This is a genomic window from Chryseobacterium piperi (assembly GCF_002285635.2).
Lineage (GTDB): Bacteria > Bacteroidota > Bacteroidia > Flavobacteriales > Weeksellaceae > Chryseobacterium > Chryseobacterium piperi.
Window position 1 is genome coordinate 2,798,430 of record NZ_CP023049.2, and the last position, 15,682, is coordinate 2,814,111.

At 35.9% G+C, this 15,682-nt stretch carries 12 protein-coding genes and 3 tRNA genes; 13 read left to right on the plus strand and 2 right to left on the minus strand.

Annotated features, from left to right (window positions below):
• Window positions 1-80: 80 nt before the first annotated feature.
• Window positions 81-2,681, minus strand: a complete 2,601-nt coding sequence (locus CJF12_RS12260) for a putative LPS assembly protein LptD (protein ID WP_034684748.1) — start codon at window positions 2,679-2,681, stop codon at window positions 81-83.
• A gap of 53 nt (window positions 2,682-2,734) precedes the next feature.
• Between CJF12_RS12260 and CJF12_RS12265 the strand changes: the two genes are divergently transcribed.
• From CJF12_RS12265 to istB, 8 genes are all read left to right on the plus strand, one after another.
• Window positions 2,735-4,024, plus strand: a complete 1,290-nt coding sequence (locus CJF12_RS12265; protein ID WP_051887281.1) for an N-acetylmuramoyl-L-alanine amidase family protein — start codon at window positions 2,735-2,737, stop codon at window positions 4,022-4,024.
• Window positions 4,025-4,082: 58 nt separating this feature from the next.
• Window positions 4,083-4,157: transfer RNA gene (locus tag CJF12_RS12270), tRNA-Glu, on the plus strand.
• An 11-nt stretch (window positions 4,158-4,168) separates the two neighbouring features.
• Entirely contained in the window at window positions 4,169-4,489 is a 321-nt protein-coding gene (locus CJF12_RS12275; RefSeq protein WP_034684746.1) for a hypothetical protein, read from the plus strand.
• Window positions 4,490-4,556: 67 nt separating this feature from the next.
• A complete protein-coding gene (gene rpsT, locus CJF12_RS12280) occupies window positions 4,557-4,811 on the plus strand; it encodes a 30S ribosomal protein S20 (protein ID WP_034684744.1) in 255 nt (84 codons plus the stop codon).
• Between the two features lie 11 nt (window positions 4,812-4,822).
• Window positions 4,823-4,894: transfer RNA gene (locus tag CJF12_RS12285), tRNA-Glu, on the plus strand.
• Between the two features lie 67 nt (window positions 4,895-4,961).
• Window positions 4,962-5,033 (plus strand) — tRNA-Glu (locus CJF12_RS12290).
• 272 nt (window positions 5,034-5,305) lie between these two features.
• The gene (gene istA, locus CJF12_RS12295; protein ID WP_228423500.1) at window positions 5,306-6,964 is read left to right on the plus strand and encodes an IS21 family transposase; all 1,659 of its coding nucleotides are present in this window, start codon (window positions 5,306-5,308) and stop codon (window positions 6,962-6,964) included.
• A gap of 41 nt (window positions 6,965-7,005) precedes the next feature.
• A complete protein-coding gene (gene istB / locus CJF12_RS12300; protein ID WP_034681199.1) occupies window positions 7,006-7,749 on the plus strand; it encodes an IS21-like element helper ATPase IstB in 744 nt (247 codons plus the stop codon).
• Window positions 7,750-7,815: 66 nt separating this feature from the next.
• Here the strand turns inward: istB and CJF12_RS12305 are convergent, their stop codons facing one another.
• Window positions 7,816-8,712: a tetratricopeptide repeat protein gene (locus CJF12_RS12305; protein ID WP_034680293.1), complete on the minus strand. Its 897-nt coding sequence runs from the start codon at window positions 8,710-8,712 to the stop codon at window positions 7,816-7,818.
• A gap of 306 nt (window positions 8,713-9,018) precedes the next feature.
• Here CJF12_RS12305 and CJF12_RS12310 point away from each other — a divergent pair, with 306 nt between their 5' ends.
• The 5 genes from CJF12_RS12310 (at window position 9,019) to CJF12_RS12330 (ending at window position 15,447) form a co-directional block, all read left to right on the plus strand.
• Entirely contained in the window at window positions 9,019-9,369 is a 351-nt protein-coding gene (locus CJF12_RS12310) for a helix-turn-helix domain-containing protein (RefSeq protein ID WP_034680846.1), read from the plus strand.
• Window positions 9,370-9,788: 419 nt separating this feature from the next.
• A complete protein-coding gene (locus tag CJF12_RS12315) occupies window positions 9,789-10,454 on the plus strand; it encodes a FadR/GntR family transcriptional regulator (protein WP_034680848.1) in 666 nt (221 codons plus the stop codon).
• A 60-nt stretch (window positions 10,455-10,514) separates the two neighbouring features.
• Window positions 10,515-11,723, plus strand: a complete 1,209-nt coding sequence (locus CJF12_RS12320; protein WP_034680295.1) for an MFS transporter — start codon at window positions 10,515-10,517, stop codon at window positions 11,721-11,723.
• 298 nt (window positions 11,724-12,021) lie between these two features.
• Window positions 12,022-14,250 (plus strand): TonB-dependent receptor family protein, encoded by a 2,229-nt coding sequence (locus CJF12_RS12325; RefSeq protein WP_034680298.1) that lies wholly within the window; start codon window positions 12,022-12,024, stop codon window positions 14,248-14,250.
• A 411-nt stretch (window positions 14,251-14,661) separates the two neighbouring features.
• Window positions 14,662-15,447 carry a T9SS type A sorting domain-containing protein gene (locus CJF12_RS12330; protein WP_034680300.1) on the plus strand — a complete coding sequence of 262 codons (786 nt, stop codon included), beginning with the start codon at window positions 14,662-14,664 and terminating at the stop codon, window positions 15,445-15,447.
• The last annotated feature ends 235 nt before the right edge of the window (window positions 15,448-15,682 follow it).

The following is a 15,682-nucleotide window of genomic DNA, read 5'->3' on the forward strand; positions in this document are numbered from 1 at the left end:
AAAAGATTTCGTTAGCAGTGATTTCATTAAATTTATTTCGGGTGCAAATATAAATTTATATTTTCAAATGTCAACCAATCTTAGAAAGGTGCATTAGGCTGGGTAAAACTTCTGTCTTTATACTTCAGTGCATCACTTAAAATATTAGCTTTTATCCCTATAAAAAAGTCATATACCTTGTATTGTCCAAAAGGTACCCAGTTAAAATTAATAGTAAAACTTCGCTGATCTCTTGAAAAACCAATTCTCGTATATGCCAATTGTTTAGTTACCATATCATAATGGGTACTCCCATTGATATTCCAGTACGGAGTAAGTTTAATACTTCCGTCTAATCCCAAAGATGCAATTTTATTACCAAAACGTGATAAACTTTTTGAATAAGCATAATTCGCATTAACATTTAATGTCCATGCCTGATCAAAATGAGCATAATTATCATCATCAAAATAATAATTTTCATTTCTGATCTCTCCTTTAGACTGATATTTTTTTCCGTAATCTGTTTTTTCTCCAAAAATTTCACTGCTTAAAGGATACGATAGCTGGATATTGAATCCCTGTACACTAAAACCTCCAAACTGCTCAGTTCTGATACCAGTATCAGATCCGGGAACAAAAAGAATTTTATATGGATCAAGTGATAAGCTCGTATTTACGCTCAGCTTATTCTCGAAGAATGACGATTGACCATTAATGGTAAAGATTGACCATGGATGACTTGGAGCTGCAAAATTATAGCTTCCATTAAGACTTAAAGATTCAAATATCTTAATTTTTTTAACTCCTGTAGAATCCTTCTTGGATTTTACTTTCATTTCAATATTGTTTCCAATATTAAATCCTAAAGACCCTTGCATTCCGCTTGGAGGTGAACCAACAATTCCTTTTTCAAAAATAGAGTAAGGTGTTAAAGCTCCATTGGCATCATAATAGTTTCTATAATAGCCAAAGTTAGAACCTCCAAAGTCTGGTGAATATGTAAATGAAAGACTTGGCATCATCATATGCCTGATCGCTTCTACGGTAGATCCTTTTTTGAAATTAAGCATTCCATAAAGCGTAGTCTGCAAGCTAGCAGTACTTGAAAACGTCGAATATCCTGCTACCTTTTTATTTACCTGATCTACAATTTTATTGGGGTTATTGCTCAAAGGGTCGTAAAATCGAGTCAGAGTTTTTGTAGTTAGTGCATTATTTATTGTCGTTCCCAAACTGAATGTGAAATATTTAGCAACTGTAGTATTGGTAGCTAGTGCAATATTATTTGTCAAACCTGTTTGAAGCTTATCCCACATGGCTTTTGTAAAAAGCTCTCCTTCGTTGGTATTCACAAAGTTCGTCAAGTTCAACGCCGTATTTACCGTAATATTTTCCAACAAGCCCTGTCTTACTCCCGTTTTCGATTTAAACAGATAAAACTGATTAATGGCAACGTTCATCTGAGGAAGACGAAGATCAGATAACCCCGTAGCAAAATTCTGAGAATAAGACGCCGTTCCTGTGATTGTAGCAGGTAGCTTCAGGAATCTTTTAGTAACAGTTACCGTTGAATTCTGCTGAGTGTTTAATACATTCTGATTAAATATATAATTGTTATTGATCGTATTATTATAGAATCTGTTGCTTACAATATCTACGGAAGCCGAGAAAGTAAGGAACGGATTTGCCTTTGCATCTTGTGTATGCCTCCATGCAATTCTGTAAGTACTGTTTTTAGAGTAGTCGTCCAGTCCTTTAATTCCCCTTATAGTAGTTCCGATATCTGCGGCAAAATTCCCGGAATAACGATACTTTTTAACATAATTCATTTCAGGTCTTAAGTTCCAGCTTCCTTTAGTATAAATATCTGCAAGTACCTTCACATCAAAGTGTTCTCCTATCGGCTGATAGTATCCTATTCCATTTAGAAAGAATCCTACATCTTGTCTTTCCCCGAAGCTGGGGATCAGAATACCTGCTGATCTTTTACTTGAAAAAGGAAGAATGGCAAACGGCATAATAAGAGGTGTTGGCACCTGCTCAATATACATTTGAATAGGTCCGGTAATGATCTGAGATTTTTCTTTAGTCTTTACCAATTTGATATTGGAAGCTAGCATATGGTAATCTGCAAGGGTGTCCTTTTTCTTAAGAAAATACTCATCTGTTGTATACAGGGCATTTCTCATCGCGAAAACGGAGTCGCTATATTTCTTCGTTTTGCTGGCAATAATTACCCCTTCACTTTCCTCAGTTCTGGCATTATAGGCAATAGCCTGTCTTGTTTTATAATTATAATTAAACTGATCGGTTTCATATTTTTTACCGGCCTGCGTCGTCACCACCGGTTCAATAAATTTTTTACCCAAGGAGTCTTGCTTTCCCCGTGCATAAATTAAATTTTTCTGCTCGTCAATGGAAATATAATCTGCATCAATCTGCATATCCTGATACTTCACCTGAGCCTTTTGGTTCAGATAGATCATTTTTTTCGGGAAATCTCTACGGATATTATCTGCCTTTGTTTGAAGAATATCATCTAATGCCTCTTTCTTTGCAACAATGGTATCCTTTTTGGAAATAGTATCATTAATTACCGCATCTTTAGGCAATTTTTCAGGAGTTTTCTGTGCTAAAAAATTGTTAAAAATTAGGATAATTAAAATTTGTAATATATTTTTGAGGACGGTTTTGGCCAATTTTATTATATATAATTAAGGCTCAAAATTAATATAATTTTTAAAACTGTAAGATGTACAAACAAAAATTTAAAATAATTTTATCATTTCTTCTCATCCTTTTGGGTAATTTTATTCTTTCACAAAAAAAATTTACTATCGTTTTAGATGCTGGACATGGGGGAAGTGATTCAGGAGCCAAGAGGACTTATAGTGATATTGGTCTTCTCGCAGAAAAAGACGTAACCCTCTCGGTTGTGTTAAAATTAGGAAGAATGCTCGAAAAAAATAAAGACTATAAAGTAATTTATACCCGAAAATTTGACGAATACCCATCTCTTTCAGATAGAACCAATCTTGCCAACAGGAGCAAAGCGGATCTTTTTGTTTCTGTACACTGTAATTCTGCACAAAGATCTACAGCCTACGGAACTGAGACCTATGTGCAGGGACCTGATCAGAATAACACCAATCTTGAGGTTGCAAAAAGGGAAAATGATGTAATTTTTCTGGACGAAAAAGATAGACAAACTTTTGGTTCTTACGATGCCAACTCACCGGAATCTCTGATCGCCTTAAAATTGCAGCAAAGCAAATACCTGGAATCAAGTCTTTTATTAGGAGGCTTGGTAGAAGACAATTTTGTGAATAAAGACAAAAGATTCTCTAGAGGGGTTTTCCAAAAAAACTTACACGTTCTTCGTATGAATGCTATGCCCTCGGTTCTTATCGAAACCGGATTCATCAACCATGCAGAGGAAAGTCATTATCTGGCTTCTGACAGAGGACAGGGTGAAATTGCGGAAAGTATCTATCAGGCTATTATCGACTATAAGAAAGCGATCGACCGAAGATCTGGAGGGGCATCCATAATAGCTAAAAAACCTGAACCTGAAAAACCAACAGAAGTTGCCTTAAAGAATGATTTCAGAATTCTCTTAATGAGCTCTCCTACTAAATACAATGATGGAGATCCTGCTTTAAAAGGATTGAATTATATCCTACCAATCAAAGAAAACGGACTGTACAAATACTACTACGGAGTTGCGAATATGGCATCTGTAAGAGACATCAATCTTCGAACGGCTAAAGATGCAGGATTCAAAAATGCATTCGCCGTAGGATTCATGCCTAATCAAAAATTAAGTACCGGATATTATACCATAGAGTTGTATACCGGTGATAAATTGAATGGTAATTCTTTCATCCTTCAAACCCTGAAAGATGTAGATAGGAACAAAGAAAATGGAGTTTTCTATTATACTCATGGAAAAGTATACACTTTGGAAGATGCTGTAAAACTTCAGAAAAGCATTGAAGCTAAAGGCATTAAGAATACCACCATCCAAAAAGTTTACAGATAGTATAAAAAATAATTTTGAAGTTAAGAAGTTAATTATTACTTTTGCGACCTCAAAATTTGGCCTATTCGTCTAGTGGTTAGGACTCAAGATTTTCATTCTTGCAACAGGGGTTCGATTCCCCTATAGGCTACCAAATTTGATATCATGCCGGATTTAAAAATTCAAGAAGCGACATTGCTTTTTAAGAAGATCCACTCTAACCCAAAAGGTTACGACTTAAAGGTCAATGAAGATGGGATAACAGGCAGAGATGATAAAATAAGTTTCAGGCTTTACAGGTACGGAGAAAGGGTAGCCTTTGAAGTAACCATAGATGAACTTACCTTCACCAATACCACTGGAGAATGGAACAATGCAATGATAATGTTGGGAAATATTATCAAGAAAATAGATAAAGAACAAGAAAATTTAAAAATAGAACAAGCAATAGACAAACTAAGAAAATATTTATCTGAAGAAAATTGATTTTTTTTGAAAATAAATTTGGCAGATAAAAAAAAAGTTTTTACTTTTGCACTCACATTTGAACGATATGGCAAATCATAAATCAGCACTAAAAAGAATTAGACAAAACGAAGTTAGAAAAGTTCGTAACAGATACTACCACAAGACTGCTAGAACAGCAATGAAGGTATTGAGAAATGAAGAAGATAAAGCTGTAGCTGCAGAGCAATTGCCAAAGGTTATCTCTTTGTTGGATAGATTAGCTAAGAAAAACATCATCCACAAAAACAAAGCGGCTAACTTAAAAAGCAAATTAACTAAGCACGTTAATAAATTAGCGTAAGGGATATAGTTGGCCCGTTCGTCTATCGGTTAGGACCTCAGATTTTCATTCTGGTAAGAGGGGTTCGATTCCCCTACGGGCTACTAATAAGAGTTGTAAACTTATAAAAACAAAAATCTAACACATTAAGAAATTAATGTAATGGTAGATGGCCCGTTCGTCTATCGGTTAGGACCTCAGATTTTCATTCTGGTAAGAGGGGTTCGATTCCCCTACGGGCTACTTGACAGGAGTTATAAAGATTTTCTTTATGGCTCCTTTCTTTTTTTCTTCTTAATTGTCTGTTAATCAAAAAAATATAATCAGCTACAATATTCCTTTTTGTCGTTCGATATGTCGTTCCATCAAATTCAAGTTTTTGGGGATATATCGAACGAATAATTTTACGTTTCACCTCTGTATCTCCTTGGTGATAGAGCATTGAGATGTTTGTTATGGCATCTAAGTGTAGAATCCTTCAAAATTGACCATCTCAATCCTGTGAAAATGATCAGTTGATTCCTGAGCAAATTGACCATGGTATTCCTGAGCAAATTGACCACCAAAAAAAAGTCAGAAAACGTGTCTTGAATAACTTAGCCAAAAAATACCAAATGGCTAACAAAAGAATAGACATGTTGAACATTAAACAATTATTACGATTATACACCCAGGGGGTAAGTAAATTGCGGATAAGCAAACAACTGGGTATCTCACGCAATACTGCTAAAAAGTATATCAGCCTGTTCCATGAACACCAGCTTACATATGACGAGCTGATAGAGCTGAGTGATGAAGATTTAGATGATTTATTCGAGACTCCGCCAACCGATATAAGGGATAAGGCCAATATTAAAAAACAACTTGAATCGTTGTTTCCTTACATATCCAAAGAACTAAAACGTGTTGGGGTCACCCGTTATCTGCTATGGGAAGAATACATAGATAAATACCCTTCAGGCTACCAATATTCCCGCTTTTGCCATCATTACCGGGAATGGTGTAAAAAGGTGAACCCTTCCATGCATATTGAACATAAGGCTGGGGATAAACTTTTTGTGGATTATACAGGAAAAAAACTTCACATTATTAATAAAGAAACAGGAGAACAACAGGAAGTTGAGGTCTTCGTATCCATACTTGGAGCCAGTGGCATGACCTTCGTAGAAGCTACAAGAACCCAGGGGAAAGAAGATTTTCTTGGAAGTCTTACCAAAACCCTGCATTATTATGGAGGAGTTCCCGCAGCTATTGTTACCGATAACCTGCGTACAGCCGTAAAAAAGAGCCATAAGTACGAACCTGTCATCACTGATTCTCTTCTGGATTTTGCTTCCCACTATAGCACTACAATACTTCCTACGCGTACCTATCATCCCAAGGATAAGGCTTTGGTTGAAAATGCGGTACGCATTGTGTATACCCGCATTTTTGCTCCATTGCGTAAAGATCACTTCTTTAGCCTGGAAGCATTGAACAAAGCTATAGAAAACCTGCTGGAAGGATATAATGAAGCTCCCATGAAAAGAAAGAAGTATTCCAGGGCTGATGTTTTCCGTGAGGTTGAAAGACATGCATTATCCCCACTACCAGCTATGATGTACCAGCTCAAGCATTCTGCACGTGCTACCGTTCATAAGACCAGCCATGTATATTTAAGTAAAGACCAGCATTATTACAGTGTTCCGTTCAGCTATATTGGTAAAAAAGTAAACATTATTTTTAGTAAAAATACAGTCGAGATTTACTATGACCAGCGCAGAATAGCATTCCATAACAGAATCCTGGCTAAATATCAGTATACGACTGTAAAAGAACATATGCCTTCATCTTATCAGTTTATGACTGAATGGAATCCCTCCCGGTTTATCTCTTGGGGAAGGTCTGTCGGGGAATATTGTGAGCAGTACATCATCAAAATCCTGGAAAAGAAACAGCATCCTGAGCAGTCCTATAAAACCTGCCTGGGAATCCTTTCATTATCAAAAAAGATCGGCAACATAAGACTTGACAATGCCTGTAAAAGAGCGTTGGGATATGAAAAATACAGCCTTGCCATGATTAAAAGTATTCTGGAAAGAGGGCTGGATAATCTAACCGATGACGATGCATTTTTTGAAGAAAAGAAACTGCCTAAACACAAAAACATAAGGGGCGGAAAATACTATCAGTAACATCTACAATCATTAACAATTAAATCATTAATACAAAACCTATGAATCAGGCAACATTAGAAAAAATGAAACATTTAAAGCTCCACGGGATGCACAGGGCGTTTTCCACAACAATGGAAACAGGAAGTATCTCCTATACCAATGATGAACTTATAGCCTACTTGATTGAATCCGAGTATGACGACAGGGAAAGCAGAAAGGTAGAAAGATTGATTACCACAGCTAAGTTCAGATACAGGACATTTATGGAAGAGATTACGGCCTCTTCTTCCAGAAATATTGATAAGAATACTATTGGAAGATTATCTTCCTGCGATTTTATATCACAGAAACAGAATATTCTTATTACAGGCAGTACAGGAGTTGGAAAAAGTTTTATCGCAACTGCCATTGGATACAAAGCCTGTACAATGGGATATAAAGTCATGTACTTCAGCATCAACAAACTCTTCTCAAAGCTTAAGATGGCTAAGGCAGACGGATCTTACCTTAAAGAGATAGACCGAATAGAAAAGCAGGATCTTATTATCCTTGATGATTTTGGATTACAATCCCTGGATAATCTTAAACGTCAGGATTTTATGGAGATTATAGAAGACAGACACGGAAAACGTTCCACTATTATTGCTTCGCAACTGCCTGTAAGTGCCTGGCATGAAGTCATTGCGGAACAAACAATAGCCGATGCAATACTTGACAGAATGGTTCACAACTCCCTGAGAATAGACCTTAAAGGAGAATCGATGAGAAGAAAAAAAGCTGATCAGAAAATCAGCTCAGAGTAAAGATTTATTTTATATTTTTAAACCATCTTTTAGACACCTTTTTTGACTTCATTCTTAGTGGTCAATTTAATCAGGAATTAGGTGGTCAATATCACTGGAATTTACAGTACTGTCGTTCTTTTGCACCAAATTAAGTACAATATCATTAAAATTATATAGTATCGCTGTATCAGGACTGTAATGATCTTTGCGTCGGTATTGGGTATTACTAAACCGAAGGCTATCGGCTTCAAGCGACGCTTGTACTGCTACGCTATCCGTCCCTTCCTCTGTCCAGGTACCTGTTAAGATACCATTATTATCTGCAAGGTGGAGGTTGAGTGATTTACTATCAACAATGTTCTGACCACTCCAGTCGTATTGCAAGAGATAACCATTGTAATCACCCGTAATAATGGATTGACCAGGTAACTTGTGTTCTATTCTTACATAGTGATCAAGTATGGCATTTGCTGGTAAGGCAGCATTTTGGATTTGGGCAGCAAGGGCTTTGGCAGCAACATTGCTATTTTCACCCACTTGCATCTTTAGCTCCTCTATCGCTTGTTTATAACCCATGTCGGCAGCTTTTTGGAGCCAATATTTTGCACTGTCTTCATTAGCCGGTATTCCGTAGCCGTTTCTGTAAATAAGCCCAAGAAAGTACATACTATTATCTCTACCTGCAAGAGCACCTTGTTTAAAAAGGCCAGCTGCCTTGACATAATCCTGCTGGCAACTAAGACCTTTAAAGTGCATATAAGCTAGCGAGTAAACGCCTTGGGGATAATTTAGTTGTGCAGCTTGGCTAAAATAATCGTAGGCTTTTGCGAAGTCAATGTTTTTACCGTCGGTTCCATTTTTATAACTAAGTCCCTGTTTATATAATACATCAGCGGAACTATCTTGTTGGGCGCTAAGATTAGGCACGCCCGATAGGGCTAATAAAATAGCCAGTAAAGCAGTGAGATAATGTTGATTCATGTAAAATTATTTATCGATAAAAACAGTTTTTGGGTAATGAAATGATTTCCATGCTCGCTTACCTGTCGTTAACATTTGGTCTCGTCTACATCAGTCTTTTAGTCACTTTCTTAATGGTAAGATGCAATGTTAGATAATATTCCATAATTTCTTAAATTATTTTTTAATATTTATGATTTCTTAATCATCACAAAGCTAAAATCAATAATTTTGAGTGTATTTGCTTTAAACGCAAAGTTTTTGCCTTAAAGGAAAAATTTTTGCATTTAATGAAACTTTATGAACTAATAGTTAATAATGACCATTATGACCCAAATCGGCCAAAATATTAAAGTAATCCGGGAGCTCAAGAACCTCACACAGGAATATGTTGCTGAACGGCTGGATATGCCCGTAGGAAATTATTCCAAAATTGAGAATGGGAAGACAGATATTACGCTCTCTAAACTAGAAAAGATTGCTGAAGTGCTACAAGTAGATTACCAACAGATATTAAGCCTTAACCCAACTCAATTTTTTAATAATTGTATTACAAATGGTTATAATGGTATCAATAATCATAATATGTATGCTAGCGTAAAAGATAAGGAAATTGAAGCCAAGAATGAGCAGATTAAAAGTCTGACTTTGCTTTTGGAAAAGGCACTTAAAAGCTAGAGCTGTTGGAAGACGTAAATGCATTAAACTCTACTTTGACTTATCAGCTTGTATGAAAACCGGCTTACATCTTTAATTAATTATAACACTAAAGTGATTTTTAGTTATCAAAACATGATAACAATTTATTTTTCAACTAGTTAATCTAGTTAACAACTCTAAATCTTTTAAAAAATCGTTCGAGTTTGCTCCTGTTAAGACTACGGAAGCTTAAAATCAGAGCTTACTAAAACTGCAAACTTGGTTTGCAGTTTTTTTATTTTAATATACCTCTCCTTTTCTATATGTGTCTTATTCTTAAAGAGATTATTTTTCTTATATAATTGCTTTTATCTTTTTCAAACAATAAGAATCACATTTATTCCTGAAATATTTACAAAAAAATAATACCTTTGCAATCATCAGATGATAAGATGTATATGGCACAAATACAAAAAAAAACATTAGCTGAAGAAGTTGCAGAAAGGCTTACGGAAGGAATACTTAATGGTCAATATGAGATTGGTGAAAAGCTCCCGACAGAGCCTGAGCTGATGAAGATCTATGGGGTGGGCCGCTCCAGTATCCGTGAAGCGATTAAAATATTATCGATTAAACGAATTTTGAGTGTACAACAGGGTGTCGGAACTTTTGTTGTATCTCATAATGTTCAGGAATCTCTGGAAGCCCAGATGAACAAAGCAGAAATAGAGGAAGTGATTGAAGTACGATCGCTCCTGGAATCAAAAATAGCTGCCAGAGCAGCTTTACACCATACAAAAGCTGAACTGAAAACAATCAAAACTTATCTGGACCTGAGAGGCCAATATGCTGAAGAAAATTTAGCCCTAGAGTGCTATCAGGCAGATATTAATTTTCATGTATCTATTGCTGAAGCATGTGGCAATAAGCTTTTGAAAGAAATTTATAAAATAGCGAGCGGGCAGGTCCTGGGGGTTTTTGAAAGCAGTCATAAGAATAGCACGGATACTTTTAAAGCTTCACAGAAAATACATGCAGAACTTTATGATTATATAAAAAGCAGAGATGCAGAGAGTGCAGCTGCTACCGCATTAAAGATTGTTCAAAGACAGTTTTACATATAATAAAAATAAACGCATCATAAAATTCATCAGATGATACGATGAATCACAAACTCTTATACTATGGAAAATATACAGACTAAAACAATTGACACGACTAAAATTGTTTATCCTATCCTGTTCATGATCAGCTTTTCCCATTTTCTGAATGACCTGATCCAATCTACAATTCCTTCACTCTATCCTATCTTAAAAGGAGAATTTAAATTATCATTTGCTCAGATCGGAATGATTACCTTGGTATTTCAGCTTACCGCTTCGATCTTACAGCCATTTGTAGGTATTTATACCGACAAGAAACCTAACCCCAGGTCACTTGCTGTAGGAATGACTTTATCCATGGCTGGCTTACTGCTTCTCGCAGCAGCGCATCAATACTATGTAATTCTTATGGCAGTGGCATTAATCGGAATGGGTTCTTCTATATTCCACCCTGAAGCTTCAAGGGTTGCACAGCTCGCCTCAGGAGGGCAAAAGGGATTAGCTCAATCTATTTTCCAGGTGGGTGGTAATTCCGGAAGCGCCATCGGGCCTTTACTGGTAGCACTCATTGTACTTCCTTTAGGACAAGGATATGTTGGATTGTTTGCAATAGCTGCCTTTATCGGAATTATTCTGTTATGGAGAATTGGGAACTGGTATGCAGAAAGGCTATCCATCAGGAAGGCAGCAAAGCATAAGGACATCGTGGTGAATATACAGCTTTCCCGAAAAAAGGTATTATTTTCCATCACCATTCTCCTGGCTTTAGTATTTTCTAAATACATTTATTTAGCATCGATGACGAATTATTTCACATTCTTTCTGATTGATAAATTCCACATTTCCGTAAAAGATTCACAGCTGTATTTATTTATGTTTCTTGCTGCTGTTGCCATAGGAACTATTCTAGGAGGAAAATTAGGTGACAAATACGGAAGAAAAAAAATCATCTGGATTTCTATTTTAGGAGCTGCACCGTTTACCCTATGTCTCCCTTATCTTTCACTGGTCTGGACCATTATATTTGCCGTTTTGATCGGGCTGATTATTGCTTCTGCATTTTCTGCCATATTAGTATACGCAACAGATCTTATGCCTGATAAAATCGGTCTAGTAGCCGGATTATTTTTCGGCTTTATGTTTGGAATGGGAGGAATTGGTTCCGCAGTATTAGGAGCATTAGCCGATGATACCAGTATAGAATTTGTATTCAGAATTTGTGCTTTTTTACCTTTGATAGGAATCATTACTGCATTCTTACCGAATATCAAAGCAAATAAGAAGGCGTAACTATTTTATTAATCTTATTGTTATATATCCTTTGCTATTATGGAATAGCAAAGGATTTTATTTTACCGTTGATTAGCAAATCAAAAAATATCAAAAGTTTTTACTTTATTCAGATATTTTTTGATTTGCTATAAATGATAAAATTTTTTATTTGAAAGCCTTAAAATTAAAATCATATTATCAAAATCACTTAAAAAACTGATATTAAATTAATTGGAAAAAACATTTTCTATTATTTCTTGTTTATTTAGATTAAATAAAAATAATATATTTTTGCTTCACAAAAAACACATAACATATGAGGAAGACTATATTTCCGCTTATCTTACTAAGTTTCTCATCGTATAGTAATGCACAAGATTCCATTCAGGCATCGGGTCAAATTCACCATTTGGAAGAAGTTATTGTATCACCTGACGCTACAGTAGGAAGTAAATTCAAAGCAAAGAATATAGCGGGATCCACCTACTATATTTCACCTAAAGAACTGAAACAATTTAATTACGGAGATATCAACAGAATTCTTCAATCTGTACCTGGCGTTACGGTAGTTGATGAAGAAGGCTTCGGACATCGTCCTAATATAGGACTGAGGGGAACAAGTCCTACCAATACGGCAAAAATCACTCTGATGGAAGACGGCGTATTAATTGCTCCAGCACCCTATACTGCTCCTGCAGCCTATTATTTCCCAACGGTAAATAGAATTCAAGCTTTTGAAATATTAAAGGGCAGCAGCCAGATCCAGTATGGCCCATTTACTACAGGTGGTGCCATCAATATGATTTCAACACAAATTCCTGATGATTTTAAAGGAAGAATACGACTGAATTATGGAAGCTTCAATACCAGAAATGCCTATATGAATGTTGGAGATTCCGGTGAAAACTTTGGATATGTGGTAGAATATAATAACCGCGCTTCTGATGGGTTTAAAAGAATTGATCATAGTTCTAAAAAAACAGGTTTTGAAGGAAGTGATTATATGGCAAAATTCAGAATCAATACGAATGCTAATGCCAAAGTATACCAATCTCTTACATTAAAAGCACAATATTCAAAGGAAAATGCCGACGAAACCTATCTGGGACTGACGGATACTGATTTTAAAAATAATTACAGAAGAAGGTATCTTGCATCAGAAGCGGATAATATCGGCACGGAACATTTTCAGCTCATGTTGACTCATTTCATTAAACCCGCTCAAAATATTACGATAACCACCAAAGCTTACAATAATAATTTCAGACGAAACTGGTACAAACTCAATGATGTCCGATATGAAGGAAAAAACTATTCTCTAAAAGAAATTCTGAATGATCCGCTTAAAAATAGTGCTGCCTATGAATTACTAACCGGCGACATGGATGGCAGTGACAACTCTCTTCGTTATAGAGCTAATAACAGAAAGTATAATGCAAAGGGAATTCAGACCGTAGCTAATATTAAGTTTAACGGACAGAATACCACCCACGATCTGGATGTTGGGATTCGCTATCATAAAGACTCCGAGGATCGTTTTCAATGGAATGACGGATATGCTATCAGAAATAATAATTTATACAAAACGTCCAGCGGTGCTCCCGGTTCACAAGATAACAGAGTTGCTGAAACCAATGCTTTTGCAGCACATGTTTTATATAATTTCGGGTATAAAAATCTTAGGATAACTCCGGGGATACGCTATGAAAATATCAATATAAAAAATACCAACTATGGAACCAGTGATCTTGGAAGAAATGGTAGTGATGCCTTAAGGTTATCTGAAAATAAAGTTGATGTATTCATCCCTGGTATCAGTGCATTATATGCTTTCTCAAAAGATTTATCTGTTTTCTCAAGCTTACATAAAGGTTTTTCTCCTCCTGGAACTTCTCCGGGCCAGAAAGCTGAAGAGAGTTTAAATTTTGAGGTGGGAACAAGAGGTTCCATCAAAGGATTATCCGGGGAAGTCATTTATTTTAATAACAATTACAGGAATATGCTGGGGTCCGATGCCAATGCTGCCGGAGGTACCGGGCAAGGGGATTTATTTAATGCAGGCAAGGCCTCAGTTTCCGGGCTAGAAGTATTATTATCTTATAACCCATTGTTCGAAAACAGCACAACTAAACTTCCTATATCTTTTAGCTATACTTATACTTCTACCGAACTAAAAAGTAATTTTAGTAGCCGTGTAGAAGCATGGGGTAATGTAAGCGTGGGAGATGAGATTCCCTATATCCCAAAAAATCAATGGGCAATGAGTGTAGGTTTGGAGCATAAGAGATTGAGCATTTATGTGAACTCAAGATATAACGGCCAGTTCAGAACACAAGCCGGACAGGGAGCGATCCCGGAGCAGGATTTGGTTAAGAGATTCTTTGTAATGGATTTTGCCACAAATTATCAAATAAGCAGACGTTTCACCCTAAGCTGTAATCTACTCAACGTGTTGAATAATAAGTATGCTGTATCCCGCGTTCCTTCAGGACTGCGTCCGGGATTACCTTTTGCAGCCAATGCCGGTGCTTCGTTTGACTTTTAAATACGGAACTTCACCAGTTCAATTTTTCTAAAGCCCTTTTTTAACATTGTAAATAAATCCAAGATTGTCTATTCTCAGTCAATACATATTATTTCGATGAAGGTTTAATTGGTTTTTTCAATTGTATTTATGTTGATAATTGAATCGATGAATCAACATTCTCAATTGGTTCACATAAAATTCAAATTCAAATATAACTCCCCTATTTTTTATTATTTTAATAAGTCCCATAAAAGTCTATTTTTTCATGATGAATAGGGTATTATTTTAAATATATCTTTTATTCATCGATATTTTTCTTTTATTTTAAATAAAATTAACATTAATTAATCACACAAATATGAAATAAATACCATAACATAATCTTTTTATGTGTAAATTTATAAAAACTAAAAACCTAATATTCAATATATGAAAACTAATCTATTAGCGGGCCTTTTGACAAAAACAATAGTCGGGGCTTCTTTAATGTTCATGATGAACACGATGTCTTTTGCACAAATCGTTAAAACGTATGCAAGCAGCCAAACCAACCGAGCTTATGGTATTTGCGTAGCTTGTTTTGTACAAAACCCAGAAAATGCAGTGGGTAGTAACGAAGATGACTATTCCACCCTACTTGTCCCTGTAGGTCTACTAGGAAGAACGGAACAGACTCTGATATTCTCTTTAACAAACATTGCAGCTGATACTAACAAGCTTGTTATTGGTATTGGTACAGACCAATCTATCCTAACTGCCCAATTAATAGGCGGTGTATCTGTAGAGACATTCCTTGGAGATGTTTCTAATAATGATTATACAAGTATCAATAATGACATTCTTAAACTTGGTGGTACAGATGCAAGCAGAGGAGCTCTTGAGCTTACTATGAATAAACCTTATGACCGCGTTAAAATAAGCCTTAATTCCGGTCTGCTTAACCTTAACGGAGGATTCCGTATTTATTACGCATACCAATACAAAGATCCATTCATTTCTTTCATGGCTCATAACGAAGACGGACAGATTACCCTTAGCGGAAACATTCCTGTAGAAGGATCGGAAGTTACCTTAGTGAATACTTCAGGAAAAGAAGTTTATCGTACTAAGCTGAGATCAAAAACGTTTGAAGCGAATCAACCAACAGGAGTTTACATTATGACCCTTCAGACTAAAGAAGGAAAAATTTACTCTAAAAAAATTATGATTAAATAAAAGTCACACATTTCCTAATGGAATCCGGCAGGCTATTAGCCTGCCGGATTTATTTTATAACCTATCCAACATCTGCATTATTTAACATGAACCCGGATTAGGAATACTTGAATGTAATACCTCATCTTGGGTAGGTATTTGTAAAAACCACATCGGGAAGTCTATTGTTTTAACAGATCGCGATCCATCTTTCTTCTGAATTAGTTTACAGACATTCAGTCTGTATTGTGAAAAA